19 protein-coding genes and 1 pseudogene are annotated in these 23,905 nt (G+C 50.2%); 16 read left to right on the forward strand and 4 right to left on the reverse strand.

Annotation, left to right across the window (positions count from 1 at the left end; all coding sequences use genetic code 11):
* Nucleotide 1 precedes the first annotated feature (1 nt).
* On the forward strand, nucleotides 2-1,066 hold the full coding sequence (locus MHI45_RS34600; protein ID WP_076109286.1) for a Gfo/Idh/MocA family protein: 1,065 nt from the start codon (nucleotides 2-4) through the stop codon (nucleotides 1,064-1,066).
* A gap of 132 nt (nucleotides 1,067-1,198) precedes the next feature.
* Here MHI45_RS34600 and MHI45_RS34605 read toward each other — a convergent pair whose 3' ends face one another.
* A complete protein-coding gene (locus tag MHI45_RS34605) occupies nucleotides 1,199-1,405 on the reverse strand; it encodes a DUF1657 domain-containing protein (protein WP_038591399.1) in 207 nt (68 codons plus the stop codon).
* Between the two features lie 207 nt (nucleotides 1,406-1,612).
* Here MHI45_RS34605 and MHI45_RS34610 point away from each other — a divergent pair, with 207 nt between their 5' ends.
* The 13 genes and pseudogenes from MHI45_RS34610 to MHI45_RS34665 all read left to right on the forward strand — a co-directional run bounded on the left by MHI45_RS34610 (nucleotide 1,613) and on the right by MHI45_RS34665 (nucleotide 16,876).
* A complete protein-coding gene (locus MHI45_RS34610) occupies nucleotides 1,613-2,473 on the forward strand; it encodes a DUF421 domain-containing protein (RefSeq protein WP_076109287.1) in 861 nt (286 codons plus the stop codon).
* Nucleotides 2,474-3,586: 1,113 nt separating this feature from the next.
* Nucleotides 3,587-4,786, forward strand: a complete 1,200-nt coding sequence (locus tag MHI45_RS34615) for a right-handed parallel beta-helix repeat-containing protein (protein ID WP_083675483.1) — start codon at nucleotides 3,587-3,589, stop codon at nucleotides 4,784-4,786.
* 64 nt (nucleotides 4,787-4,850) lie between these two features.
* Nucleotides 4,851-5,435 (forward strand): annotated as a pseudogene (locus MHI45_RS35290) (family 16 glycoside hydrolase); the annotation flags it as partial.
* The gene (locus MHI45_RS34620; RefSeq protein ID WP_439823153.1) at nucleotides 5,433-6,932 is read left to right on the forward strand and encodes a pectate lyase family protein; all 1,500 of its coding nucleotides are present in this window, start codon (nucleotides 5,433-5,435) and stop codon (nucleotides 6,930-6,932) included. The pseudogene MHI45_RS35290 and the gene MHI45_RS34620, both read left to right, overlap by 3 nt.
* A gap of 100 nt (nucleotides 6,933-7,032) precedes the next feature.
* The gene (locus MHI45_RS34625; protein ID WP_076109289.1) at nucleotides 7,033-8,016 is read left to right on the forward strand and encodes an aldo/keto reductase; all 984 of its coding nucleotides are present in this window, start codon (nucleotides 7,033-7,035) and stop codon (nucleotides 8,014-8,016) included.
* A 144-nt stretch (nucleotides 8,017-8,160) separates the two neighbouring features.
* Nucleotides 8,161-9,609, forward strand: a complete 1,449-nt coding sequence (locus tag MHI45_RS34630; protein WP_076109290.1) for a spore germination protein — start codon at nucleotides 8,161-8,163, stop codon at nucleotides 9,607-9,609.
* Nucleotides 9,606-10,769: a Ger(x)C family spore germination protein gene (locus tag MHI45_RS34635; protein WP_076109291.1), complete on the forward strand. Its 1,164-nt coding sequence runs from the start codon at nucleotides 9,606-9,608 to the stop codon at nucleotides 10,767-10,769. The genes MHI45_RS34630 and MHI45_RS34635 overlap by 4 nt, the downstream gene beginning before the upstream one ends.
* Nucleotides 10,770-11,882 (forward strand): GerAB/ArcD/ProY family transporter, encoded by a 1,113-nt coding sequence (locus MHI45_RS34640; RefSeq protein WP_083675470.1) that lies wholly within the window; start codon nucleotides 10,770-10,772, stop codon nucleotides 11,880-11,882.
* Between the two features lie 94 nt (nucleotides 11,883-11,976).
* Nucleotides 11,977-12,954: an AAA family ATPase gene (locus MHI45_RS34645; RefSeq protein ID WP_076109292.1), complete on the forward strand. Its 978-nt coding sequence runs from the start codon at nucleotides 11,977-11,979 to the stop codon at nucleotides 12,952-12,954.
* A 3-nt stretch (nucleotides 12,955-12,957) separates the two neighbouring features.
* A complete protein-coding gene (locus MHI45_RS34650; RefSeq protein WP_076109293.1) occupies nucleotides 12,958-14,046 on the forward strand; it encodes a DUF58 domain-containing protein in 1,089 nt (362 codons plus the stop codon).
* Nucleotides 14,043-15,368, forward strand: coding sequence for a hypothetical protein (locus tag MHI45_RS34655; protein ID WP_341159873.1), 1,326 nt, complete (start codon nucleotides 14,043-14,045; stop codon nucleotides 15,366-15,368). Before MHI45_RS34650 ends, MHI45_RS34655 begins: the two co-directional genes overlap by 4 nt.
* 34 nt (nucleotides 15,369-15,402) lie before the next feature.
* Nucleotides 15,403-15,810: a MerR family transcriptional regulator gene (locus tag MHI45_RS34660; protein ID WP_076109295.1), complete on the forward strand. Its 408-nt coding sequence runs from the start codon at nucleotides 15,403-15,405 to the stop codon at nucleotides 15,808-15,810.
* Between the two features lie 88 nt (nucleotides 15,811-15,898).
* Nucleotides 15,899-16,876, forward strand: coding sequence for an alpha/beta hydrolase (locus MHI45_RS34665; protein WP_076109296.1), 978 nt, complete (start codon nucleotides 15,899-15,901; stop codon nucleotides 16,874-16,876).
* Here the strand turns inward: MHI45_RS34665 and MHI45_RS34670 are convergent.
* From MHI45_RS34670 to MHI45_RS34680, 3 genes are all read right to left on the reverse strand, one after another.
* Entirely contained in the window at nucleotides 16,851-17,177 is a 327-nt protein-coding gene (locus MHI45_RS34670) for an AzlD domain-containing protein (protein ID WP_076109297.1), read from the reverse strand. The two genes, MHI45_RS34665 and MHI45_RS34670, sit on opposite strands and share 26 nt — an antisense overlap.
* A complete protein-coding gene (locus tag MHI45_RS34675) occupies nucleotides 17,168-17,905 on the reverse strand; it encodes an AzlC family ABC transporter permease (protein WP_038591428.1) in 738 nt (245 codons plus the stop codon). Before MHI45_RS34675 ends, MHI45_RS34670 begins: the two co-directional genes overlap by 10 nt.
* 285 nt (nucleotides 17,906-18,190) lie before the next feature.
* Nucleotides 18,191-20,245, reverse strand: coding sequence for a beta-galactosidase (locus tag MHI45_RS34680; RefSeq protein WP_341118736.1), 2,055 nt, complete (start codon nucleotides 20,243-20,245; stop codon nucleotides 18,191-18,193).
* Between the two features lie 146 nt (nucleotides 20,246-20,391).
* On the opposite strand from MHI45_RS34680, the gene MHI45_RS34685 reads away from it, so the two are divergent.
* Nucleotides 20,392-21,225 carry a helix-turn-helix transcriptional regulator gene (locus MHI45_RS34685; protein WP_076109299.1) on the forward strand — a complete coding sequence of 278 codons (834 nt, stop codon included), beginning with the start codon at nucleotides 20,392-20,394 and terminating at the stop codon, nucleotides 21,223-21,225.
* A 185-nt stretch (nucleotides 21,226-21,410) separates the two neighbouring features.
* The coding region (locus MHI45_RS34690) for a hypothetical protein (RefSeq protein ID WP_341159874.1) at nucleotides 21,411-23,905 on the forward strand (2,495 nt) is incomplete at its 3' end.

The raw sequence follows: 23,905 nt of genomic DNA on the forward strand, positions 1-23,905 counted from the left end.
AATGACAGCAAAATACCGTGTAGCGATTGCCGGTTGCGGAGGAATGGCCAATGAATGGATCAGCTACGCGTTGAAACGCCCGGAGGTCGAAATCGTTGCCCTTGTAGATATCCGGCTGGAGTCGGCCCAGGCTATGGCCGGGAAATACGGACTTTCCACTCCGGCCTTTACGGAGATACGGCAGGCAATTATAGAAACGGGTGCCAACCTTGTGTTTGACGTCACAGTTCCGTCCAGTCATTATTCTGTCGCCAGTACATCACTTGAACTGGAATGTGACGTGTTCAGCGAGAAGCCGTTGGCTGAAACGATGGAGGAGTGCAATGAGATTGTTGCGTTGTCGGAACGCACCGGACGAACACATGCTGTCATGCAGAACCGCAGGTACGATCCGCGCATCCGCTCGCTGCGCGGGCTTGTCGATGCAGGTACGGTCGGACGGACGGGTTATATCGGAGCGAGTTTCTTCCTCGCCCCCCATTTTGGCGGTTTCCGCGAGGTGATGAGCAGTCCGCTCCTGCTGGACATGGCCATCCATACCTTCGATCAGGCCCGTTTTATCAGCGGAGCTGATCCGGTTACAGTGTACTGCCAGGAATTTAATCCACCCGGCTCATGGTATGAAGGCCAGGCTGCCGCTATTTGCATCTTCGAAATGTCGGATGGCTCTGTATTTTGCTACCAAGGGTCCTGGTGTGCGGAAGGTGCACCCACCTCTTGGGAAGCGTCGTGGCGGATTCAGGGGGAGAAAGGGGTTATTCTCTGGGATGGTGTAGGCATGCCTTATGCTGAAGTAATCGCAGGTGGTGACCAGTCCGGCAAGTTCATCCGTGACTATGAGCAGGTCGAAGCACAGGCCGTTTCGATGGATGAGACCTTCCATCATGGCTGTCTGGAAGAGATGTTCCGGTCGCTCTCCGAGCAGCGTCCTGCTGAAACAGACTGCAGGGATAACCGCTACAGCATGGCGATGGTATTCGGCGCCCTTGAGAGTGCCAAGACCGGTCGCAAGCTTGAAATTGCTGAGGTCATGAACCGTTCTGCGGAGCACATGCAGCTTGGGTAGAAGCAGGTGGCAAAGGTGGTTGCACCCGAATACGCCTGCTGTATGCATAAGTGATTCGCATAAATAAAGCAGCCGTATCCACAGACATGTCTGCAGATACGGCTGTTTTTTGTTTAAGAGTAAGATTACATCCTAGAAGCCTTTGTATTGTGGCTCCTCTTGTTCGAGTTCGGTTACACGGCCTTCAACCTGCTGCACAATTTGCTGCGTCTGTTCCGCTGCGCTTGTGAATAAGGTTTTGGCCTGCTGGTTTTGAGTCTCCATAGCGAATTGCTCCAGACTTGCTTGCGCGCTTTTCAGCGATGAAAGGCAAGTCTTCACTTGTGAGGATACAGTCATTAGATATTTCCTCCTTCTAAATAGTTAGCAAACTGAACGAGTCATAGTATCTACAGGTGAAGATGCAGAAATACAGGAATTACATTCCAATGCTAAGCATTGGTCTTTTGGATTAAACAAGAAATTATTTCTTGGTTAGGTCTGTTCCCTTTAACAAATAATGAGCATGTTGACATGCGGTGATTCTAAACTTAGGAGGTAGTAATCATGCCGGAATGGCTTGAGGTGATTTGGCGGACAATTTTCGCGGTAGTTGTGCTCTTCTTTTTGACAAAGCTGCTGGGGAAGAGACAAGTTTCGCAGCTGTCTTTTTTTGAATATATCACTGGAATTACAGTAGGTAGCTTGGCGGCTTACATATCCCTCGATACCGATAAAACATGGCATTTGGGATTAATTGCGCTGATCGTCTGGGTGGCGTTCTCCCTTGGTATCGAGTTTCTGCAAATCAAGAGCAAGAAGGCCAGGGATTTCATTGACTTCAAGTCAACTGTGCTAATCAAAGACGGTAAAATTCTGGAAGATAATATGAAAAAAGAGCGTTTAACAACTGACGAATTGCTGGAGGAGCTGCGGAAGAAGGATGTCTTCAAATTGGCAGATGTCGAATTTGCGATCATGGAATCGGATGGAGCGATTAACGTCCTGCTTACCCGGGAGAATCAGGCGCTGACACCAAAAGATATGGGCATTAAAGTGGCTCCTGAGAAGGAACCTCAAGCTGTCATTATGGACGGCAAGATCTTGGATGAACCTTTGGACACACTGAATCTGTCCCGTGGCTGGCTGCAGGGCCAGCTTGAAAAGCAGGGTTTAACCGTTGAAAATGTATACCTCGGCCAGGTGGATTCCTATGGCGAACTTACCGTGGATCTATATGCGGACAAGGTGCAGGTGCCAAAGCCGCAGGATAAACCCCAGCTATACGCGCTGCTGAAGAAATGTGAAGCCGATCTGGAACTGTTCAGCCTTTCCACCAACAATAAGGAAGCCAAACAGATGTACGAAGAGAGCTCCGGCAAGCTGCAGACACTGCTGCAAAGTTTGAAACCCTATATTCAAAGCTGAATAGTTTAAGTCCATATTGCCCTACAAGACGAGCAGGCCAACAAAAACGAATGTTTTTTGTTGGCTTTTCATATGCTCAGCAATGTACACCGAGGGTGATTATCCCAGTGTTCAATATTTCACATAACTGTAATAATGAGGGGTGAAAATGACTGTACAATTCTCAATAAATACTTATGATTGAGATTAGGCTGACCACTGCAAAAGAGCAGGCTTTTGATTTTTCGGCAGTCATAAGTTTAAAGTAAAGTGAGGGATGCGATGCCAGGATAGGTACTGTGCTGATTTGAAGAAGCAGAAACAGGGAAGAATTCGTAAATACCGCAACAGGTACTGAAAGAATATAACCTATTGGAGGTAAATGTTAACGTGAAAATAAAAAAACGATTTGCATTCTCTGCAATGATTGCGCTTTCGGCTATGCTGGCTCTCTCAGGGGTGGGTGGAAGTATTCCATCCGTTCAAGCGGCAAGCATCTTCAGTGATGATTTTGAATCCGGCAATGCCGGCAGCTGGACCCACACGTCAGGCTCATGGACAGTGGTGCAGGACGGAAGCTCTCATGTCTATTATCAATCAGGCAATACGGAAGGGCGCACCTCGGCGGGCAACAGTAGCTGGACTGACTACAGCGTGCAGGCAGATGTGAAAATTGACAACTTTAACGGCACAAACCGCACTTATCTCTGCGGCCGTTATACAGATGGCAATAATTATTATGCGGCTTCGCTATCCAACAGCAATGGGGGTACGCTGGAAATCCGGAAAAAGGTCGGCGGCTCCAGCACTACACTTGCCACTAAAACAGACTTCCCTGTCACTGCCGGTACAGTGTACACGGTTAAGCTAGAGCTAAGCGGAAGCACGATCAACTTTTATGTGAATAATGTCTTGCAATTGAATGCACACGATAACATTTTGACTTCCGGCGGTATCGGATTGGTCGCTTATAAGACAGCAGCCAAGTTTGACAATGTAGTTGTTTCTACTGCGGATTTCACGACTCCAACTCCTTCACCTACCGCAACTTCAACTGTGGCACCGACGGCTACGGCCAGTTCTACTCCAGCACCATCGGCTACTCCGACAGCTGCACCCACAGCAACGGCAACCGTGGCACCGACAACGACACCCCCTCCGGCAACGGGTTCACTGTATGTCTCACCGAATGGAGCGGCCGGAAATGCCGGAACCATCGGCAGTCCTACGACCTTGGATTCAGCTATTACCAGAGTAGCCCCGGGAGAGACTATCTATCTGCGCGGGGGAACCTATACTTTTTCCGCTCCAGTGACAATTGAACGCGAGAACAGCGGAAGCAGCAGTTTGCGCAAAAATATTGTGGCTTACGGAAACGAAAAACCGGTGCTTGATTTCTTCGCCGAATCCTTTGGGTCTACTGAACGCGGACTGCAGATTTATGGCCATTACTGGAAGGTAAAGGGGCTTGAGGTCAAAGGTGCCGGAGATAACGGGATCTTCATTGGCGGCAATTATAATATCATTGAGAATGTAGAAACGCACCATAACCGGGATTCAGGGCTGCAGATCAGCCGCTATTCCTCCTCACTCTCCAATATGAGCGACTGGCCCAGCTATAACCAGATCATTGGCGTATACTCCCACGACAATTTCGACCCGGACAATGGGGAGGATGCTGATGGTTTTGCCGCCAAGCTGACGATTGGACCGGGCAACGTGTTTGACAAGTGTATTGCCGCATGGAATACAGATGACGGCTGGGATTTATATACCAAATCGGAAACAGGCCCGATTGGTGTGGTTACGATCAAGAACAGCATCGCCTACAAAAATGGCCAAACCTCGGATGGAAGCAGCACGGCAAACAGTGACGGCAACGGCTTCAAGCTGGGCGGGGAGAAAATTTCTGTGAATCATATTGTGCAGAACAGCATCGCCTTCCAGAATAAAAAACATGGTTTCACCTACAATAGCAATCCGGGCTCCATTCAACTTACAGGCAATACCTCGTGGAGCAATGGGCAAAGCAATTTTGCTTTTGACACAGGGACACACCAGTTCACCAATAATTTGAGCTTTGCCGGTGGATCCAGTGACAAAACCAGCGGTACGGATGTTCTCAGCACCAATGTCTGGTGGAAGAGCAATGCCAGTACGAATGCCAAGGGCCTGGTCGCGAGCAGTGCCGATTTCGCCAGCTTGACCCCTTCAGTCGTCAGAAATGCGGATGGTTCCTTCACACTCGGCAACTTCCTGAAACTCGCCAGCGGCAGTGACCTCATTGGCTCGGGTACACCAAGCGGCACGAATATCGGAGCTACGCTCCAGTAATCGTTATTACAAGGAGATGCATGCTATACAAACTTTGAGGAGGAGAAAAATGGCTTCCAAACGAATGAGGTTAAGGCTGCTGAGCGGAATTGGATTCGCTGTAATTCTTGCACTGATATTTATTGTCCCGGCCAGCGCAGCTTCTTTAGTCAGCTATGATTTTGAAAATGAAGGCGCTAACAACTGGACCAGCACAACAGGAACCTGGTCTGTCGTTCAGGATGGAAGTTCCTCCGTCTACTATCAATCCAGCTCCTCGGAAGGCCGTACCTCTGCCGGCAACAGCGAATGGACCAATTACAGCGTGCAGTCCGAGGTCAAAATTGACAATTTCAACGGCAGCAACAGAACCCTTATCTGCGGCCGGTATGGCGACGGAAACAATTATTACGCTGCTTCCTTGTCGAACAGCAATGGCGGAACTTTGGAAATCCGCAAGAAACTCAGCGGCTCGTCAACGACCCTGGCGGCCAAAACGGGTGTTCCGCTGTCAACGGGCACATGGTATGCCGTAAAGCTTGAACTGAATGGAAGCACCCTGAAAATGTACGTAAATGGCACTCTCCAGCTTACAGCGACCGACAGCAGCCTGACCAGTGGAGCCATCGGGCTTGTAGCCTTCAAAACAGCGGCCAAGTTCGATAACATTATTGTATCCGAGCTTTCCGGCACGCCTACGGCAACCGCGACGGCTACTCCGTCGGCAACACCCGCACAAACACCGGCAGCAACAGCTACGCCTGCGGCAACACCGACCTCTGTTCCGACAGCTGCCGTAACTCCTACCCCAACACCATCAGCACCAGCAGACGCATTCAGTGCATATAATTTGACTGGCTTCTCCATAGGCAACTCCGGCGGAGGCATTGTGAATGAATCGAATACCGCCCTTTACAAAAAGGTGTACACAGCGACTGATTTGGCAGCTGCACTCAAGAAAGGGTCCGGTGTAAAGGTCATTGAGATTATGAATGACCTGAATCTAGGCTGGAATGAGATCCCTTCCGCTGCTCAAACCTCACCATTTGCGGCCCATAATTCTCCGCTGACTCACCCGGTACTGCTGCAGACAGGAGTAAGTAAAGTTACTCTTGACGGCTTTGACGGTCTGACGATCTTCTCGGCTAACGGGGCTAAGATTAAGCATGCGGCATTTACAATTAAACGCAGCTCCAACCTGATCATCCGCAATCTCGAATTCGACGAATTATGGGAATGGGATGAGGCCAGCAAGGGGGATTTCGACAAAAACGACTGGGATTATATCACGCTTGAAGAGGACACCAACGTATGGATTGACCACTGTACCTTTAACAAGTCCTATGACGGACTGGTTGATTCGAAGAAGGGCACTTCCGGGGTGACCATCTCCTGGTCAACCTTCAAGGGCGATGACCGGAGTTCAAACAGCTGGGTGACCCGGCAGATCAACGCGCTGGAGGCCAACAGCTCTGCTTATCCGATGTATGCCTATCTGCGCAGCAGCGCCATCGGATTAAGCAAGGAAGATATCATTGCAGTTGCAAGCTCGCAGAAAAAGGGACATTTGGTGGGTGCCACATCTTTTGATTCGGGAAATTCCAATTTAAGTATTACCCTGCACCATAATTATTATCTCGACATTCAGGACCGCTTGCCGCGTCTGCGGGGAGGCAACGCCCATGTCTATAACATTCTGGCGGATAATTCCGCTGCTTGGGCAGCAAAATCAAGAATCACAACAGCGATGGAAACGGCGATTGCCGGCAAGGGCTACCACTTCGGCGTGACCAGCAACGGGTCCATTTCTACGGAAGGCGGGGCGGTATTAGTCGAGAAATCCAACTTCGTTGATATCTTGTATCCGCTGCGCAATAATCAGACCGATCCCGCAGATTCCAGCTATACCGGTAAAATCAAGGCGCTCGACACGATGTACTCTTTGAATGGTGTGTCTTTCAGAGGGAACAGTGACACCTCCGGAAGTCCGCTTGCCCCGGTACCGGCAGCTATTATTCCGTTCTCATGGTCTGGGATTTCGGCTTTGCCTTACAGCTATCCGGTGGATGACCCCTCCACGCTAGCTGCCAGACTAACGGCTTCCAATGGCTCGGGAGCGGGTAAACTGAACTGGACAAAATCCAACTGGTTACAGACAATGTATTAACCGGACTGGGTGGAAGAGCGTTTTTATTTCTCGATTAACGGCGCTATACTATAGTGGAATGGCTATTATTACATTTGGTATAGAGAGGAAGTTGTTGATCTTGGAATATGTGAAACTGGGATCTACCGGTCTGGATGTCTCGCGGATTTGCCTCGGCTGCATGAGTTATGGCATTCCTGAACGCGGGTCACATGCCTGGACACTAAATGAGCAGGAGAGTCGTCCGTTTATCCAAAAGGCGCTGGAGCTGGGCATTAATTTCTTTGATACAGCCAATGTATATTCGGACGGAACCAGTGAGGAGATCCTTGGGCGGGCGCTGAAGGATTTTACCTCCCGCGATGAAGTGGTCATTGCCACCAAGGTGCATGGCAGAATGCGGCCGGGACCCAATGGCAGCGGATTGTCACGCAAAGCGATACTGAGTGAAATTGACCACAGTCTTAAGCGGCTGGGAACGGATTATGTGGACTTGTATCAAATCCACCGCTGGGATAACCAGACGCCTATCGAAGAGACGATGGAGGCCCTGCATGATGTTGTGAAGGCGGGGAAAGCCCGTTATATCGGAGCTTCCTCCATGTATGCCTGGCAGTTTCTCAAGGCGCTGCACGTTGCAGAGCAGCATGGCTGGACCCGTTTTGTCAGTATGCAGAATTATGTGAATTTGCTTTACCGTGAGGAGGAACGGGAAATGCTGCCGCTTTGTGAAGCGGAAGGCATCGGCGTGATTCCCTGGAGTCCATTGGCCCGCGGCCGCCTTACAAGGGACTGGGAAGAAGCGAGCCCCCGTTCCGAGCGCGATGAATTCGCCAAGCAGCTTTATTCACAAATGGAAGAGGCTGACCGGATTGTCGCACTTCGGGTGAAGGAAATCGCGGAGGAACGGGCTGTCCCGCGTGCTCAGGTAGCCTTGGCTTGGGTGCTTCAGAAGAAACCTGTGGCCGCTCCGATTGTCGGAGCGACCAAGATGGCGCATCTGGAGGATGCAGCAGCAGCGGTGTCCCTTCGTCTGACCCCGGAAGAAGTCCGCAGACTGGAAGAACCGTATATCCCGCATCCGGTAATCGGCGGATTGAACTGAATCTTTACCCATGATGCATTAATCCTAAGGGCCTGCTGGTGAGCAGGCTCTTTGTGCTGCGAGCGGAAGGGAATAGGTGCATAACTTCATCAACTATTGGAAAACTAAGTAAGATTCCCTATAGATCAGAGGAGGTGAAGCGAGATGACAGCCAGCATACTGGATAATATAAAAGAGCAGCTTACGGGATGCAGCGATGCCGTATACCAGTCTATTATCGTATATGGTCATGCCTGCATGCTGGTCTACATTCCGTCCATTGTAGATACACTCAGCCTGCAGGAGTTTGTGTCATCTCCGCTCAAATCCGAAGCGAATTCCGAACCGGATTGGCCGCGTTTTCTGGAACGGCTCGACCGGGGATCTGCTTTTGCCATTCCATATATCAAGGTATTTGATCCCGATCGGGCGGTAGAGCTGATAGTCAGCGGCAACCCGGTACTCTGTATCGAAGGGCTGCCCTATTTATATTATTTCGAGATCGCCCACTATCAGAAACGTTCAGTATCGGAATCACAGAACGAGCTGGTTGTCATTGGCCCCCAGGAGGCCTTCATCGAGGATATTGATACCAATTTATCGCTGCTGCGCCACAAGATTAAACATGCCGATCTAAAGACCAAACATTTCTCTATCGGCAAATATACAAAAACCGACGTGTATGTGGTGTATATCGAAGGCCTGTACAAGCCGGAGCTTCTGACTTCAATTGAAGATACGTTACGCAATATGTCTATCGACGGTGTGCTTGGTATCAGTTATTTGGCAGAGCATATGAAGCAGGGGCATTTCTCGCCTTTTCCCGTGTTCCAGTATACAGAACGCCCTGACTCAGTGGCAGCCTCTTTAATGGAAGGGCGGGTGGGACTGCTGCAGGATGGGACTCCATCCGCTCTGCTGACACCGGTAACTTTGTTCTCGCTGCTGCAATCCTCCGAGGATTATTACCAAAGCTTTTATGCCGGCAGCTGGATCCGCCTGGTCCGCTTCTTTTTTTCTATTATATCCATGCTGCTGCCTGCGTTGTATGTTGCGATTACAACCTTTCATTCGCAGATCATTCCTTCTGATCTGTTGATTACCATTGCCGCGGCAAGAGAAAACATCCCGTTCTCTGCCCTCACCGAAGCGCTGATAATGGAGCTGACCTTTGAAGCACTTAGAGAAGCGGGAACCCGGATTCCTAAGCCCGTAGGGCAGACGGTATCCATCATTGGCGGTATCGTAATCGGGCAGGCTGCGGTTCAAGCGGGTATTGTTTCTGCGCCGATGGTTATTGTTGTTTCCATTACCGGTATAGCTTCCTACATCATTCCCCATTTGGAGCTGGGTTTGACTTTCCGATTACTGCGTTTTGTGCTCCTGATCCTGGGTGGAACGATGGGGTTATTGGGCGTATTTGTGGCTACTTTTATGATTTACGGCCATTTGGCCAATCTTAAATCCTTTGGAACTCCTTATTTGCAGCCGATCGCTCCGCTTGTATTACAGGATTTGAAGGATACGCTGCTTCGTGTTCCGTCCCCGTTCATGAATAAGCGCAGCACATCCTTTACAGACCGGAAGAATCAAAGGAGACAGAAGCGGCAATGAAACTTTTAAAGCAGGCCGTCATTATCCTAATGCTGCTGAATCTGACCGGCTGCTGGTCCAAGGTGGAACTGGATGAATTGACTTTTGTATATGGATTATACATTGATGTTGGCAAAGAACCCGGAACGGTTGAGGTATCCATCAGCTCTCCACTACCCAATAGGCTGATGTCAGGTACGCAAACAGGGAGCGGAACCGGAGACGGCAAAGCCTACACTTTGGTTTCAAAGACAGCTCGTACCCTCCAGGATGCGGCCATCATGATTCAAAAGGATCTTTCACGCCGTATTGAGCTCTCTCACATCAAAATTGTCGTGTTGGGAAACGAATATGCCCGCCAGGGCATCGGGGAGGTGCTGGAATGGTTCGAAAGAAAACCAGAATTCCCCCTCGGCACATATATCATGGCTGCTCCCGGGAAGGCCAAAGATATTTTTAAGTTAACTCCTGTGTTCGAACAGCTTCCCGACCAAGTGCTGATGAATATCGCGAATGAGAATATCATGTTCAATACAAGCGTTATGGATTGTATATTAGCGGAAGTTTCAAATATGGGGTATGCGATGAACTATCTTTCATTCGGTAAGAAGGACGAAACGAGCGAGCAAGGGAAAACGGAGTATTGGGCAGGTGTGCAAGGGGTTATGCTGTTCCATGATGCTAAGATGAAGGGCATTCTGGATGTAAAGCAGAGCAGGGCTTTGGCATGGGGGGCAGGACATCTGGCCGGAAAATTGAAGCTGCCTGAATATACGATAACCTGGAATGAAGAAGGTAAGGGCACTGCCAGTGCTATTTTCCAAAGAAACTCCGCCTCAAGCTCTGTGAAAATGACAAGCGAAGGCCCTGTCTTTCATATAAAGGTGAAAGGGAACGCAAGTATTACCTTTTTTAAAGATTCAGAAGGCCGCAGTGCTAGCAATCTTAGTCCTTTAATAAAGAGAAGGCTTCAGGAGCAGGTTGTAAAAGAAATTTCGGACTCGCTCCGGATTGTGCAAGACGCGCAGGTTGACGTTCTGCAGCTTGGAATGCTGGTGGAATGGAATTATCCGAAGGCGTGGAATAAGCTCCGTGAACGCTGGACTGATTATTACGCCAAGCATGCCGAGATCAAAGTAACGGCTGACTTCACTATAGAGGATTTTGGTTCGGAGAGATAAATGAATATTCAAGGAGACGTTATGACTACAACCAAATGGCAGATGTTCCGCTTTACCGTTGTCTATCTTGCTTCACAGAGCTCCATGTTTCTGATCCCCGGTTTACTCTCGACTTCAGGCTATCAGGGCTGGATTGCGATCATTGCAGGCTGTGCACTGGGGATGATTCCGCTTTTTTTTACTATTCAGGTGGGCAAGATAAAGCCTGGAGAGGCGTGGGTCGATTTTGGCAAGGAGATTATGGGGAAGTGGCTGCATGGGGCAATGGTTTTTCTTCTGCTGATCTGGTGTGTTTATTTTGTCTCCTTTGATATTGAGAATTTTGTATTGTTTTTTGGTGCTAATTATTTGCGCGAGACGCCACCGCTGTTTGTTCAGATTGTTATTGGGCTGGTGATTATGTATACGGCTCACTTGGGCTTTTCGACGATGGTCTATATGACTGACGGGTTATTTCTGGTTTTTCTCTTCTCCACTGCGCTTAGTTATTATTTATTTATCCCAAATGCCGACTATTCGATGCTTCCTGCCCTGCTCCATTACCATGATCCCGGGATTGCTTTTAAGGATTCAATCACGACAATGTCCTGGTTTGGGGGATGGACGGTGTTTTTGTTCGTTGCCCCGGATCTCAAAATCGACAACAAAATGCAGAAACGGCTGATTGTTGCGGGGATTAGCGTAATGCTGACCGTACTGGCTGCATGGCTGATAACCATCTTGAATTTTGGCCCACATTTCGGCAAGGAACTGCAGTTTCCTTATTTGCAATTGATCCAGAGTTCTTCACATGATGATCTGCTGGGTAATTCGGACCCGATTCTCATCGGATTATGGTCTGCTTCAATGTTTATACACAGCGCTTTTTTGATATATGTAGCGCACAAATGTGCTTTGTACTTAACCAAGCAGAAGGCAAAAAAAGTGATGATCCCATTCCTGACGATTGGTTCGATTACAATTGCCTATCTGTATTCGCTCAATCTCACTCAATACAACAAGAATTATAATGCCTTTGGCACTGTGATTATTTGGCTGATTGTGGAGTGCATCCCCGTGTATTACTTCATTGTTGCTTTCATCCGCTCCAAGATAAGTACGGCGTCCAAATAGCCGCAGGCGACTTATCTATTATAAATTGGAGGCGCTTTCTGGTATGATTAGGAATTAATACATACCACTAAAGCGATGGGATGGTGCCTGATTTATGAATCTTCAAGAAGCAACTCAATTAATAGAATCTATAAGAGTCAATCTGGCTAAAGTTATTGTCGGCAAAGAGGAAGGTGTGAATCTTCTGCTGACAGCCCTGCTCGCCAATGGACATGTGCTGCTGGAGGATGTTCCCGGCACAGGTAAAACTCTGCTCGCCAAAACACTTGCCCGCTCGCTGGACTGCACGTTCAAGCGGATTCAGTTCACTCCGGACTTATTGCCCTCTGACTTAAGCGGAATCAATTACTATAATCAGAAGACCGGTGAGTTTCAATTCCGTCCGGGCCCGGTATTCGCCAGCATTCTCTTGGCCGATGAGATCAACCGGGCCACGCCGCGGACCCAGTCCAGCCTGCTGGAATGCATGGAGGAGCGGCAGATTACGATCGATGGTGTGACCCATGAGCTGGAAGCGCCGTTCCTCGTCATTGCAACACAGAATCCGGTTGACAGTCAGGGGACTTTCCCGCTGCCTGAAGCCCAGCTTGACCGATTTCTGATGCGGATTATGACCGGCTATCCAACCTTTGAGCAAGGGGTTCATATTCTACAGCGGTTCCGCCAGAACAATCCGCTTGATCAGACGACTGCGGTAGCAACCGCCCGGCAGATTCAAGAGATTCAGCAGCTTACGGCTGCAGTGAATGTCAGCGACGATTTGCTGGCCTATATGATCCGGATCGTCGAAGCGACCCGCACTGCACCGGGGGTCAAGCTGGGAGCCAGTCCGCGGGCAGGCTTCGCCTTGCTGCGTGCTTCCCAAGGGTACGCATTGATTCAAGGCAGGAATTATGTGATTCCGGATGATATCAAGGCAGTGGCAGTTCCCGTCCTTGCCCACCGGCTGGTGCTGCAGCGCGGCCCGGGATCCCGGGAGGGGCAAGCCGTAGAACTGGTTCTCCAGAAGCTGCGCGAAGTGGAGGTGCCGGCAGAACCGCTCCCGGCTACAAGCGGCGGAAGGGTGGAGTAAGAGATGGCACTGCCCTGGTTCATCCTCAGCACGCTCCTGCTGCTGCTGTTGATTTCTGCTGTCTATCAGCGACATGCGCTGAAGAAAGTCAGCTACACCCGCTATTTCTCGGCCAAAACCGCTTATGAAGGAGAGCAGGTGGAGATGGTTGAGGAGATAGCCAACAATAAGCTGCTCCCATTGCCCTGGCTGCGGCTGGAGTCCAGCATAGCCCGGGGTCTGGAGTTCGGCAGCCAGGAGAATCTCGGTGTCAGCAGCGGGGAGATTTATCAGAACCACGTAAGTATGTTTTTTCTGAGGTCTTACCGTCATATTAAACGTCGCCACCAGGTCCGTTGTCAGCAAAGAGGCTTGTTCAAGCTGGAAAGCGTCACGATGACCACCGGAGACCTCTTTGGCATGAGCCGGAACAGCAAAGCGTTCTCCTTGCAATTGGAACTGCTGGTTTATCCGGAGATTATAGACCTTTATGAGCTACCGCTGCCGATACACAGCTGGCTGGGAGAACTGCCGGTCAAAAGATGGATTATTGAAGATCCTTTTCTGACGGCCGGAACCCGAGAGTACAGTCCAGGGGATTCGCTTGCATCTATTAACTGGAAGGCAACGGCCAGAACCGGGCATATGCAGGTGCATCAAAAAGATTACACCGCCGATTCGCGGCTGTTCCTCTGTCTGAATGTTGAGATCAGTGACTCCATGTGGAGAACCGTTACAGATAAGGAACGGATTGAGCTGGGAATCCGTTATGCAGCGACGATAGCAGAATATGCAGTGGGGCACGGGATCGACACCGGGCTGCTTAGCAACGGGAGAATGGACGGTGGAGGTGAGCGGGAACCGGTGACTGCAAACCCGATGGGTCAACTGGAGGATGTACTGGGACTCTTGGCCCGGCTGAACCTGGACAGGACGCTGCCCATGTCAAGACTTCTGGAGTTAGTAGCTGAAGAAGGGCATAAAGATAATGATTATCTGATTATTACCTGTCACCGAGGCCCAGAGCTTGAGCTGGCAGCTGAGCAGTTAAGACTGCTGGGAAATGGCGTGGAATGGCTCGACATTCCGGATGAGGGGAGAGAGTCTGCATGAACACTGCTAGAGGTCCCCGAATGAAAGCGTCATTGACTTTATGGTTGTCCTGTCTCATAGAATGGCTTCTATTTCTTCCGGTATGGGTTCTGCTTCAAAGCTACCAGCAGTCCGGGCAGGCTGTCCTGCCATGGATGTACATTCTGCCTCTCCTGGCGCTGGCCGGGGTGCTGTTGCGGCATTTATGCAACCGGAAGTGGAAGCAGCTGCTTTCCGCTCTGCTACTGGGGGTGGCGTCAGGATTTTTATTCGGTGAGTTGTCCATTTTTGCACTTCCTTTTATCGCTTGCAGCGTGTTGTTTGCTTATCTGGGGATGACTGCCGCTTCCCGGAATAACCGGAATGGAATGTACATTGCCGGAATTGCCGTTTATTTTACAGCTACAATCATCAATACCCGGATTCCTGTACTTGAGTCCAACCTGTTCTTGTTAACCTGGTGTGGAAGTCTGTGTCTGGTATTAGTACTGTTGGATACGAACACCAGCTTTCTTCGCTACAGCTCTTTTGCCGGTGAATCCGCGCGCCTGCCGGCAGGGATAAGACGGCATAACCGGATGTTTGTCCTGCTGTTTATTGTCGTGGCCGGCTTGCTTGCGGCAGGCGGGGGCAGAGCTGTGGGCATGCTTCTATGGAATACAGTCCGGATGTTTTTGAACTGGATCATCGCGTTGTTCAACGGAACAGAGGAGCCGATTCCGCCTGAAGCTGCTCCTCCGGCACAGCCACTAGAGCTGCCTCCGGCCGAGACTCATGAACCGGGTTTGCTGGCAATGATCTTCGAAGTCTTGTTTTATGCCATTGGAGCGGCGGCAATTCTTGTTTTGCTTTATTATGTCTTGCGTTGGCTTTACAGAAATACAGGCGGAGTGCTGCGCAGAGCACTGGATGCCCTGCTGTCCATGCTGCGGAGAGAAACGCCGCAGGAGCATAATGCCTTTCAGGATGAAGAAGAGAGCATCTTCGCCTGGGGAAAGACTGTGCAAGGCATTCGGGACTACTGGAGCAGCCGGTTGAAGCTGCGTAGGCACAGTGACCGCTGGGAAGGAATGAGTGGAGGCCGTGAGCGGGTACGCTGGATGTATCGCCATTGGCTTAACAGCAATCGGAACGAAGGATATGAAGTGAAAGGATTTCTTACTCCAGAAGAGACGGGAGCGGATGTGGAGGAATGGACTGGCGGGAAGAAACGCCGCCGTAATGGAGACAGCAATACCCCGGCAGTTCCTGAAGGTTTGCTTAGGCTTTACAATCAGGCGAGATACGGAGAGGAGGAGCCGCAGGCAGCAGAAGTCTCAGCTTTGAAGGACCGGCTGAAATAATTCTCATAGTTGGATACGGAGAGGAGTGGAGAGGATGGCCCGATATTTGCGCGGGGAGCTGGCAAAAGAGGCTAACGTGAATATTGAAACGCTTAGATATTATGAGAAGCATGGGCTGCTTCCGGCACCACAGCGGACAGCATCCGGTTACCGGCAATATACGCAAGAGACATTGAATCGAATCGTCTTTATCCAGAATGCCAAGTCTTGCGGGTTTACGCTGAGGGAGATCAAGAAGGCACTGGTGAGGTCGGCAGACGGAAGTATCGGGATCGCTGATTTTATCGCAGTTATTGAGCGGAAAGTCATCAGCATTGACCTCGAAATATCAAAGCGGGAGAAGACCAAGGCGCTGCTGGGCGATCTGAAGAGCAACCTCGAATCTGCCGAGAAACATCCGGGGGTGCAGGAGACCTTGCATATTCTCAAGATGGAGCCATAAAGAACCCGGAATACAGATTGCCTCTTGACTGTGTACCATACTACAGGGTTTACAATTCAGACAAAACCTTGTAGGAGGAATGAACAGGATGCGGACACCGATCGAACAGCTTCAAGCTATGAAAAGCTTCTTAAAACAAACAGGCGGCAATTTGGGAAAGCCGGCAGAGCAAATTCGTTCTGAAATGGCCCAAGCCGCCAAGCAATTACCGGCGCTTCCGGGTGATGTACAGGTGAAGAAGGTAACGATCCAGCAGTTCGCTGGTGAATGGGTCATCGCTCCTTGTATTAACGCGGAAGGAAGAACTCGAGCAATCCTATATTTTCACGGGGGAGGGTTTATCTCGGGGAACTGTGGGATCTATCGTGATCTGGCAGCCAGACTATCTTCAGCCTGCAGTGTTCCAGTATTTACAGTGGAATATAGGCTTGCCCCGGAGCATCGTTATCCGGCCGCAAATGAAGATTGCCTCAATGCATACCGCTGGATGCTGGCGGAGGGATATTCGCCGGATGACATTATCCTTGGCGGCGATTCGGTAGGGGCCACTCTGGCCTTGATGACACTGATCAGTGTGCGGGATGCAGGGGAGAAGATGCCTGCAGGGGCTTTTCTGCTCTCGCCGCATAGTGATCTCGTACATTTGGATGGATATTCTTATGATAGTCTGGCTGATTCAGATCCAACAGGGAGCCGGGAGGGCAATCAGAGAATTCTGGAGGATTACTTAGGCGGTTCTAACGGGGAGAAGCCTGCGATCCTCTCTCCATTACGGCTCTATCTGCATGGTTTGCCCCATCTGTATATTCAGGTTGGCGATCAAGAAGTGCTGCTCAGTGATGCAGAACGTTTGGCCGATCGCGCACGTGCTGATGGAGTAGAGGTTACACTGGAAGTATGGGAGAACATGTGGAGTGTGTTTCAATTCATGGCCGCACTGCTGCCCGAAGCGCAGCAGGCGATCATGAACATCGGCAGCTATACAGGGGGAATCTGGGGAAATACAGCTAACTTGCCTGATGACAGCAATCACGGGGGAGTTACATTAACAAGCGCAGAAGCATGAGTGAGAGAACCCCGGTAAGCACGGTTCCCAGCAAACTGCGCGTCTTTATGGCCACCCAGAAGGTGGGCAAGGCGGCGATCAGTTCCACATTGGAAGACAGTGAAGTGAATTTGCCTTCCTCAATGAACAGCTCCTGGGCGACGAGCGCCGACATAATCGCAATGGGTACATAACTCAACCAGCGCATCCCCCATTCCGGAATGGTGATCCGGCTTAGCAGCATCATCGGAAGTACCCGCGGAATGAACGTAACCAATGCGGCTCCGAAGATAATCAAGAAGATATCCAGTCTTATTTCCATTTTTGCATCACCATCCCTATCGTAGGTGCAATTAGAGCTGCAGCGATCACGCCGAAATTTGGCGACCACAGGATGGAGACACCGACCGTAACCACTACGGCAATAGCTCCAACTATAAGATCCAGTGCATATTTGTTCCTGCTCAGTATGGTCAGCACCAGTAGTCCGATGAACATAGCCGGAAGCGCGAAATCCAGTCCCCACTGCTCCGGGCTTGAGATCCATTGTCCCAGAACAGCACCTGCGAGGTTCGCGAACAACCAATTCAGATAGGCGGTGATATTAAGTCCATGCATCCATTTCTCACTGATGTGCTTTTTTCTCGCACTCTCCTGAATGGCGACGCCAAAGGTTTCGTCGGTTAAGAGTGCGCCTATCAGCAGGTTTCTCATGGGTGTGAGGTGGCGGAAATAAGGGGACAACGCAGCACTTAACAGCAGGTGGCGCAGATTCACTAGCAGGATCGTAATGATGATGCTGGCCCCCGTGCTTCCTGCGGCTATCATTCCCGCCGCGATGAACTGGGCGGAACCGGCGTAGAGAATGATGGAAATCATAGCTATTTCAGCGATGGAAAGACCGGCCGTTTTCTCGACAACCCCGGCGGCAAAGCCGATACTTAAATACCCGAGCAAAGTGGGGATACAATCCTTAACTCCCTGCAGGAAGCTGTCCTCCTTGCCCTGCGCGTCAAGTGTTTCTGACGCCTGTACAGGCTCCAGCTTCATGGTTGCTCCTCCTTTTTATCAATGGAATCATCAAGATGAAATGAAATCAGATTATATTAATATCTAATAATTAACGGTGGTTTGCAAGGATATTGTTCCTGGAATACCCGATAATGAACCGCCTGAGCTATGTATGAGGCATTGTGAAACAAGAGAGTCAGCGAAGAAGTGATTGATGGAGAGATCATCCATCTGCTTCAAGTAATGTAACCTGTGCACTAACTTCACGAAAAAGTCCCGCTGCAAAACTATATGCAGCGGGACCTTCTAATTATATTTATCCTATTATTTGAGCACCAGCACACCGAATCCTTCCATACTGTAGGTTCCCGAAATGCTTTCTCCTGTCAGCAAATCTGTTCTCTGTTCTTTGAGTGAGATCACTGCAGGCTCTTCGCTGTAGTTCAGCAGGAAGGTGAGGCTGGCGGATTCGCCTTGACGGATTTGCAGCTCGACCTCACTTGGCAGCTCCAGCCAATGTTCAGCCGGTGAACGTAGATTTAGAGCACCAATGATTCTTGTCGCAGCTTCTTCATTGAATACTGCTCCGTAATACCACACCTCGCCTTTACCGCGGAGATTTCGGGTAACGGCCGGTTTTCCTTTATAATAATCGGAAGCGTAGGTCGCCATGACTTCCACGCTGTCTTCTTCCACGTGAAGGATATCGTTAAAAGCGTCGGCTCCCGTCAGTGCTTCCGGTGCTTCAGTCCAACTGATAAAGGTGGGACGCCGTGTACCTTTAACCACAGTGAATTCTTCCACTGTTACCCCGCAGAGCTGTCTTGCCGCCCCGGGAAAAGGCCGCATATAGCAATGTCCACGCTTATCCTTGTATCCGGTCCGGCAGCCGAAGATCAGTTTCCCGCCTTGCTGCACATATTCATCCAATAATACTGCTGTTTCATCCGTCATGATGGCCGGATGCGGATAGACCAGTACTTGATAACGGGCCAGTTCCTCTACGGTTGTAGCGCCGCCCAAGTAGACAATGTCACTGGGAATGTGCTGCCGCTGCAGCGCTTTGAACCATTCCTTGTTGCTCTGCCACATGAAAGGGCCGTGCCAGACATCATATTCACCGTCCCATTCATTGTCATAATCCCGCAGAATGGCTACTGTGGCTTCAGCGCGTGTCCCAATGATCTCTTGGCCGGATGCCGCCAGCTCCTGGCCGATCCGCGCCGCTTCCCGGACTCTCCGGTTGGGCTGGTTATGGTAATCATTGAGGCCATGCCAATAGATCTCATTGCCCATGGTTGCCGTTCTCCAGCGGAAGTATAGCACCATATCTGCGCCATGGGCGATGGACTGGTACGTCCAAAGCCGCATCTGCCCCGGTTTAGGTGAGGGCATGTCCATACGGTTCACCCAGCCGCCTGGACCGGATTGCTGTTCCATGATGCAAAAGTTGGGACTGATGGAGCGCACAACACTGAGGGACAGGCTCCAGCTCCGGTCACCCAGCGGATTTCGTTCACCAGGATCAGTATGAATGCTGGAGAACTGGGGATATGAATCATAGCTGAAAAAGTCCAGCAGCTCATCACTCATTTGATGACTGTCCAAATGGCCGAATAACCCGTTCGTCGTAACCCATTGATCCGGCGCCGCTGCACGGATAATGTCGGCCTGATTCTTGGCAAACGAGATCGTATTATCAGAGATAAACCGCTTCTCATCCAGTGCCTGATGCGGATTCGGCTGTCTCGGGACCGGGGTAGGACGGGGTAAAAAGACCTGAGACCAGTTAGTGTAGCTCTGATTCCAGAAGACAGCCCCCCATGCCTCATTCAGTTTCTCCAAGGAGCCGTATTTATCTTGCAGCCACTTCCGGAAAGACTTGTGGTCACTTTCGGAATAGAATTCACTGATCTCACAGTTCAGCTCGTTGTCGATCTGCCAGCCGGTTACACCGGGGTGGTTGCCATAATGTGCTGCAAGCTGAGCGGCAATCCGGGCGCATAACTCGCGGTATTTGGGGCTGCTGTAATTGTAATGCCGGCGCATGCCATGCTGAAGAGTAACACCTTCATAAGTCACATTAAGCACTTCCGGGTATCGTTCGGTAAGCCAGGCAGGAGGCGTAGCCGTCGGTGTGCCCAGCACCACCTTGAGTCCATGGCGGTAAGCCAGATCAATGGCGCGGTCGAACAGTTCAAACTGATAGACACCTTCTTCCGGTTCAAAAATGGACCAGGCGAACTCACCCATTCGAACAATCGTGAAGCCTGTTTCCACCATCCGGCGGTAGTCATCTTCCCACATCTCTTCCGGCCAATGCTCGGGGTAATAGCATACGCCCAGCTCGAACCGATCTGCTGCTACTAGTTTCTTCATAGGTTCCTCCAAGTGTAAAAATATGCTTTGAACATTCTACAAATCTATTGTATTATCAGGTACATAAAAACTTATATAACATAATATTGCTATTATATGACTATATTGCGTGCTTGCTTACCAAGTGTAGAAGAGAGGGGGACGAAATGAAAAAGCAATGGGTCTTGCCCGCCCCTGCTTACGCCCACTACGTATGCTATCCGGAATTTCTCGGGCACTACAAACATTTTCCGCAGCATGCGGAGCGGAGAAGCGAGGGAGTACTGAACAGCTACAATCTCCATCTGGTATTTGAGGGGACGGGTTATGTTTTTCAGGAGGGAGAACGGATTCCCATGGGAAGGGGAAGCGGCTTTCTGTTCCCTAGAGGGGCATATCAGCAATATGGCTCTGATCCCCGCAGACCCTGGGAGGTGCGCTGGGTTCACTTCAATACAGCCATTTCCTTGCCGTTACTGGAGGAAGCAGATCAGTCGCGCGGTTATTTCTTTACATTCGATCCGGATGCCGGGCTGGAGTCTATCTTTGATGAGCTGTTCGAGCTTAGCGCAGTCCATGAAACCCGGAGTGAACCTCGTTTCTCGGCTTTACTTTATGAAATTCTGGTTACACTGTTGCAAAATTCCGAGCCGCTTCACGGATCGGTGCCCCTGGAGATCCGACATTCCATTAGGCGCACAGCCGACATGATTCATAAGGATTGCCAGCGTCCCTGGACACTGGAGAGCATGTCTAGGCTTGCGGGCTACAGCAGCTATCACTTTTTGCGGCTCTTCCGGTCCATCATGGGGAAGACACCGAACCGTTATTTGAGTGACTGCCGTCTGGCCAGGGCCAAGCTGCTGCTGGTCTCTTCCGATTTGTCTGTTGCGCAGATTGCAGATCAGACAGGGTTTCATCAATCCAGCTACTTCATTAAAGTGTTCAAACTGGCAGAAGGGATGCCGCCGAGCCAGTACCGCCGGACTTTCGGCTCTTAGTAACGCAGACGATTAGGGTTTATTAAGGGTCACCATTCTGAAAACAGCGCATGTTGCGCTGTTTTTTTGCAACATTGGCACAAAAAGGTTACAAATTCGCATCATAGAGTTACAACTTGGTTACATTTACCTTCCAGCCAACAACTATAATAATTCTAGTTAATAGACTTGGGAGGGGAAAGAAAGTGAGAAAGCATAAAAATACATACGTTGCTCTGCTCTTAAGCACCATCGTTCTCGGTCAAGTGGCCGGAGGGATAGCGGCACCTTCTTCGGAAGCAGCAGGCACAACACCAGCAGCAGCAACAGCAACCGTCAAAATCAATCCGATTCAATTAGGCCAAGGAGTCACTGCCGCATTGGAGGATGTTAATATTTGGCCGCAAACCGGTGGCAATATTCTGGCCTATACGCTTAAGATCTCTAACAACAGCAGTTCTAGTGCCAATCTGGTGCATTTTTTTCCGCGTGTAGTCACTCCGGGAGGTTCAGCCATTCCCGCCAATCCAGTAACTGCTGATGCGCTTAAGAAAAAGGTCGGAGCCAAGGACAGCCTGCGTGTGACCTACTATGTGAATGTCGGTCAAACGACTTCGCTGCAGGGGATGAAGATTGCCATGTACGTATGGGACGCCAAAGCCAAGGGGTATCTAAAGAATGCGGGAGCTCTGGCGATTCCGGCGGGCTATTCCACGGCCGCTGAACGCGGCAAGATTCTGAGCACCACGATGAATGACATTCCAGTTACAGCAAGTGCGGATTCCCTGCAGCTCTATAAATTTAGCGGTAAAGTGTACGCCAAGGTAGGGCTGAGCATTACCAATAAGGGGAGTAAAGTTCTGAATGAAGCCGGATACACTCCGTATCTCCAAACGGCAAGCGGCACCTCTTTCGAATTGACGGTGAACAGCGCACAGGCAGGTTACAAGATTCAGCCGCAGGAGAAAAAGAGCATTTACTATTTGGCGGAAATTCCCGCAGCCCTGAATACCAACAACATGAAGCTGCAGTTTACCCAAAAGGATGAGACCCTGAAGCTTGAGCTTCCCAAAATGTCTTTCAAGCTTCCAGTTGCGTCTACTCCTAATTTTGTTGTGAATCCAGGTGCTGTCAAAAAAGTCGGTATTAACAGCAATACAGTGGAAATGCAGCTGGTGAATGCTTCGGTTTATTCAGAGGACGCCCATGGAGTATGGTCCTTTCAGTTACGTCTGAAGAATGCCGGCAACAAGGCGGTGACCCTGCCGAACTACGAGCTTGCCGTGAAGTCGACCAAAGGGACAGCTTTCCCGGTGAACGCTAAGGCGCTCAGTGGTCTCACGCTAAAACCGTTGGAAACAAAGGTTGTTCCACTGACGGTGCAGGTACCCCTTGAGGTCGAGCAAGCCGGGCTGCAGCTGCAGATGATTGAAGCTGTCAGTGCAACAGAAACGGCCGGCCCAACCACTGGCGAAACCGCAGGTACACCTGGAACGGTAGCGGTGGCGGCTCCCAAACTGATTTTTCCGGTAGCCTACTTTACCATTCCTTATGCGCTTCGTGCTGATGTGCAAAGGGGGGAGGTCTATAATCGTACGAATCAATTTGGCTCCTTCTCATACAACCTGACCTCTTTGCAACGGTATCCTTGGAAGGATGATGATATCGTCATGGCCAAGCTGAACATCACCAACACCCAGTCCGTAACCCTTACGCTTCCCGAACTTACGGGAGCGATTAAGCTGGATAGCAATGATTTAGCGGCGACTACGAATCTGCTGATCGATAAAGAGGCCGCAACGCTGGCTCCGGGCAAGTCCGCCGAGATCGTAGTGATGTCCAAAGTTCCGTATACCGAGGATTTCGAAGATGTACGAATCAATTTATTCAGTACGGTGAATACCGAAAAGGTGCCGTTCCTGGACCTCAGCATGAGTAATTCACTGAATGCAATAGATAACATTGACCGCGGGGGTACCTACAAAATCAGCGGCAAAGGTAAAAATGCCAATGTTCAGGAGAGCCGTACGACGGTTTATGAGGGGACCAATTCCAAAATTGTGTACACGGAACTGCTCATAAGCAGCCAGGAGAAAAGACAAAGCAAGATGGCGCGTCTGCAGGCGTATTACAGAACGAAGGACGGGCAGTTCTTTGATGCGAAACCTAATCAACCGGACAATGCTGCAACACCTGGCGGTATGCAGTTGGTTTCATTCTGGGCGAAGCTGCCGAAGACGGTAAGTGCCGATGACATCTCACTGGTATTAGGCTCCGGGGTGACAGGAAACAAGTTAAGTGAAAGCGGACAAGAGGCGACCGGCTTTATGAATGCAAGCGCCCTGCTGCTCACACCTAAAACCACTGCACCGGCAAGCAATTTAACGAAGATCACGTTCTTCCCCTATAATTTATCGGTCATCAACTCGGAAGGCAGACTTTTGGAACTAAACGACACCATCAACATCGTAATGACCTATGATCTGACCCGGGATAACAGCATCGACAGTGGCGATTTGGAGCATAAGCTTGTGCTTAGAATGACCGATCCCTTTGGCGTAACACAGGATAAAGTGCTGACTATAGGCACAGATCTGACAGAAGGAAAGAGCAATACCTTCTCGATGTCCTTCAGCAAAAATCTGTACATGAAGCTCAAGAGCGGCACTTACAAATTAACTTTATTTGATGAATTCCAAGG

It is taken from the genome of Paenibacillus sp. FSL H3-0321 (assembly GCF_038002865.1).
Taxonomy (GTDB): Bacteria; Bacillota; Bacilli; order Paenibacillales; family Paenibacillaceae; genus Paenibacillus_AQ.